Here is a 3883-nt window from a genome sequence, read left to right on the forward strand (position 1 = left end):
GCGGGGCTCCTGCGATTTCTAGCTGACTAGTGTACCGCTTCAGCTTCTGTCTGCCGGACTGCCTGAGCCCTCAATTCCCCTGCAAGAGAGCCGCTCGACTTGGCAAACCCCACACTGGAAATCTGGCCGCAAGGATGTCAGCATAGTTCGACAAGAATCCAACTCAAAGAGCGCACCACTTAAGGTATCCATCTGCATCTGTGGCTGTAACCTCCTCTCCGCCTTCCCGTTCCCGCGCTTTTGACCTTTGGCCTCCCCTGGCCTTAGTTTTGCAGCGGCTGACCCAAGCGGTGCCGGTGCTGCTGTTGATCACGGTGCTCAGCTTTTTGCTCTTGCAGCTGGCCCCCGGAGATTTTTTGGATCCCTTGCGGGCGGATCCCAGTGTCAGCCAGGAGTTTATTGCCCAAGAGGAAGCGCGGCTGGGGTTGGATAAGCCCTTGGTTTGGCAGTACTTGACCTGGCTGGGCAACCTGCTGCAAGGGGATTTCGGGGTGAGCTACACCTATCGCGTGCCGGTAGCACAGCTCATCCTCTCCCGCGCCGGCGCTACCTTGCTGTTGGCGGTGTCCTCTGTGGTGCTGACTTGGCTGGTCGCCATTCCCCTTGGGATCCTGGGGGCGCTGCGGCAGAACACCCCCCTGGATCGGGCGTTGCAGTTGCTCAGCTACCTGGGCCAGGCCATGCCCAGCTTTGTGCTGGCCATTTTGCTGCTGATCGTGGCCCAGAATGTCGGCTGGCTGCCGGTGGGGGGGATGACCAGTGTTTATTTTGCCGAGCTTAGTTTGGGGGAAAAGTTGCTGGATCTGGGCCGCCACCTGCTCCTGCCCACGCTGGCCCTGAGCATCACCAGCTTTGCCGGGCTGCAGCGGATTACGCGCGGCAATTTCTTGGATGTGCTGCGGCAGGAATACATCCAGGCGGCGCGGGCCCGTGGGATCCCAGAGTGGCGGGTGATCTGGTTGCACGCGCTGCGCAACGCCGTCAACCCCTTGATCACGATCTTGGGCTTTGAGTTTGCCAATCTGCTCAGCGGCTCTTTTATTGCCGAGTTTTTCTTCAATTGGCCGGGGCTGGGCAAGCTGCTCTTGGAGGCTGTTCAAAGTTTCGACATCAATGTGGTGATGGCGGGGCTTCTGCTGGGGGCCGTGATGCTCATTCTGGGCAATTTGTTGGCCGATTTGCTCCTGATGTGGGTGGATCCCCGTATCCGACCCGACTCGTTTTTTAGTTAGCCATTGCTGCTACGGATCCCTCAAACAGGCGGCTCAATTGTGGAGACAATATCCCGAATCACCGCCTCAGCCTCTTGCCGTCGGTTGCCGGCCATCTCTCCCGACCCGGCCAGAGAAACCCGATGGGTCAGTACCGGCACGAACAGTGCTTGCAGATCTTCTGGTAGACAAAAGCTGCGCCCTTTCACCAGCGCCTGAGCCCGTGCTGCCCGCGCCAAGGCCAGGGCTCCACGGGTGGATACCCCCGCCCGCAACAGCTTGGACACGCGAGTGGCCTGCACCACCTGCAGAAGATAGTCCGCCAGGGATCCATCCAAATACACCTGATCCACCGCCGACTGAATCTCTCGCAACTCCATCAGGGAGAGAACCGGCTGCAGAGCATCCACCGGCTCGGCCTGTTGCCGTTGCAAGAGTAAAGCTCGCTCTACCTCAGGGCTGGGGTAGCCAATCGACAGCCGTACCAAAAACCGATCCAACTGGCTTTCTGGGAGGGGATAGGTGCCGTGGTACTCCAAAGGATTTTGGGTGGCCAACACCATAAATGGGCTGGGCAGCGGGTAGGTGCGATCGTCCAGCGAAACCTGCTTTTCCGCCATTGCCTCCAGCAGGGCACTTTGGGTGCGGGGCGAGGTGCGATTGATTTCATCCGCCAAGACCACGTGGGCAAAAATGGGGCCGGGACGAAATTCAAAATCCCCTTTTTCTTTGTTGAAAAGGGTGAGGCCAAGGATATCTGTCGGCAATAGGTCGCTGGTAAATTGAATCCGTTGAAACTTGGCCCCCAAACTGTGGGCGATGGCCCGCGCCAAAGTGGTCTTGCCTACACCGGGCACATCTTCAAGCAAAACATGACCTTCCGCAACCAAGGCCGTGACCACCGCCTGCACCACCTGCGATTTGCCCTGAAACACGGATTCGATATTGGCAATCAGCTTGCCAATCTGTTGGTGCAAGGTTTGTAATCGCTCCGCTGGGATCCGTGCTGAACCAGACCGGGTGCTGACACTCGCCATAAACCATTCCCAAAGGGGCCTATTCCACCTTACAGGCTGGATCCCATTGCCAGCTCAGGGCGGGATCCCGCTAAACCCCAGTGAAAAACCGGAGTATCATAGACCTAAGCCCTCCACAAGGATGGATATCTTGGAACTGTCTTACAAAAGTGAATATGCTCTCCTGGCCCTTCTGGAATTGGCCCAGCACTACAGCGATGGCCAGGTGCTGCGGATTAAAGAAATTGCGGCTCATCAGTCCATACCCGACCGCTACTTGGAGCAATTGCTGGCCACCTTGCGCAGACAGGGGTTGGTGCGCAGCCAACGGGGATCCAAGGGAGGCTACTTCCTGGCCCGAGCACCCTGGCAGATCTCGCTGCTGGATGTTATCCAGGCCATCGAGGGGGAAGATCTCACCCGCTCCCGCGACTTGCCCTCGGGCGATCTCACCCCAGAGCGGGAAGTGCTCCTGAAGGCCTGGCAAGATGCCCAAGCTGCGGCGGTAGCCATTCTCCAGAAGACCACCCTACAAGACCTCTGCGACCGGCAGGCACAACAGCAACAAGCTCGGCTTATGTACTACATTTAAGCCAGAGGCTGGGATCCTTGGAAGGTTTTGGGTTATCCTGAAACCCATTGCTTTTCGAATTGAGCCCTTCCATGACCGTTCGCTCTTCTCGCTCTCAGGCTGCCGATACGTTTTCCGCGGAAGATTTTGCCCAGGCTTTAGACAAGCAAAACCTCAGCTTTCAACCGGGGCAGGTGGTGCAAGGCCGCATCTTCCAACATCAGAACGATGGCGCTCTGGTGGATATTGGCGGCAAATCCCCGGCCTTTTTGCCCCTCAAGGAAGCAGGGATCCGCCCAGGGGAAGATTTGAGTGCGCTCTTTCCTTTAAAGACAGAAGCCGAGTTTCTCATCCTGCGGGAAGATGCAGAAGGACAAATTGTGCTCTCGGCGCGGCGGCTGAGGCTGAAGCGGCTTTGGGAAGAGCTGGCCCAGAAGCAAGCCAACGGCCAGACGGTAACCGTTCCGGTGATCGCCACCAACAAAGGGGGGGTGGTGGTGGATGTGCAGGGGCTGCGCGGCTTCATTCCCCGCTCCCACCTCAGCCAACGGGAAAGTCTGGAGGAGTTGGTGGGGCAATCCTTGACAGCAAGCTTTATCGAGGTGAACCCAGAAGCCAACAAGCTGGTGCTCTCCCAAAGGGCGGCTGTAAAGTCCGAGAACCTGAGCCGCTACACCAGTGGCCAAGTGGTGGAAGGCAAAGTCAGCGGACTAAAACCCTTCGGTGTGTTTGTGGACTTGGAAGAAGGGGTAACCGGGCTGTTGCACATCAAGCAGGTCAGCCAAAGTTTTGTAGCCTCGCTACCGGATTTGTTCAAACCAGGCCAACGCATCAAAGCTGTTGTCATCGATGTGGATGAGGCCAAGGGACGGATGGCCCTCTCCCTGCGGGTGCTGGAAAAGCATCCGGGCGAGGTGCTGGAGCAGCTGGACAGGGTTATGGAGGAGGCCGAAGAGCGGGCCGGTAAACTCAAGGGGAGAATAACATCCGACGGCCAAGTCATCTGATCCCATCTCTGCCTCGAGTTCGGATGCAAAACCTGCAGAGGGAAAGCAAGACGCCTTACGGCAATCAGAGGAAAATCA

General features: G+C 57.7%; 4 protein-coding genes. 3 read left to right on the forward strand and 1 reads right to left on the reverse strand.

The features are described 5' to 3' along the window. Nucleotides 1-200: 200 nt before the first annotated feature. Nucleotides 201-1232 carry an ABC transporter permease gene (locus NW818_RS11915; RefSeq protein ID WP_414424670.1) on the forward strand — a complete coding sequence of 344 codons (1032 nt, stop codon included), beginning with the start codon at nt 201-203 and terminating at the stop codon, nt 1230-1232. Nucleotides 1233-1252: 20 nt separating this feature from the next. Here NW818_RS11915 and NW818_RS11920 read toward each other — a convergent pair whose 3' ends face one another. Further along, nucleotides 1253-2248 (reverse strand): AAA family ATPase, encoded by a 996-nt coding sequence (locus tag NW818_RS11920; protein ID WP_414342457.1) that lies wholly within the window; start codon nt 2246-2248, stop codon nt 1253-1255. A 130-nt stretch (nt 2249-2378) separates the two neighbouring features. Between NW818_RS11920 and NW818_RS11925 the strand changes: the two genes are divergently transcribed. Continuing rightward, entirely contained in the window at nt 2379-2819 is a 441-nt protein-coding gene (locus NW818_RS11925) for an RrF2 family transcriptional regulator (RefSeq protein WP_414424671.1), read from the forward strand. 71 nt (nt 2820-2890) lie between these two features. Continuing rightward, nucleotides 2891-3805, forward strand: coding sequence for a S1 RNA-binding domain-containing protein (locus tag NW818_RS11930; protein ID WP_414351627.1), 915 nt, complete (start codon nt 2891-2893; stop codon nt 3803-3805). Nucleotides 3806-3883 lie beyond the last annotated feature (78 nt).

Source organism: Synechococcus sp. R6-5, assembly GCF_047461775.1.
In the GTDB taxonomy this organism is placed as follows: Bacteria; Cyanobacteriota; Cyanobacteriia; order Thermostichales; family Thermostichaceae; genus Thermostichus.

What these genes read in the sequence shown, in the direction of transcription:
- NW818_RS11930 (WP_414351627.1), top strand. Translation starts at nt 2,891, where the DNA reads ATGACCGTTCGCTCTTCTCGCTCTCAGGCTGCCGATACGTTTTCCGCG.
- NW818_RS11920 (WP_414342457.1), bottom strand. Translation starts at nt 2,248, where the DNA reads ATGGCGAGTGTCAGCACCCGGTCTGGTTCAGCACGGATCCCAGCGGAG.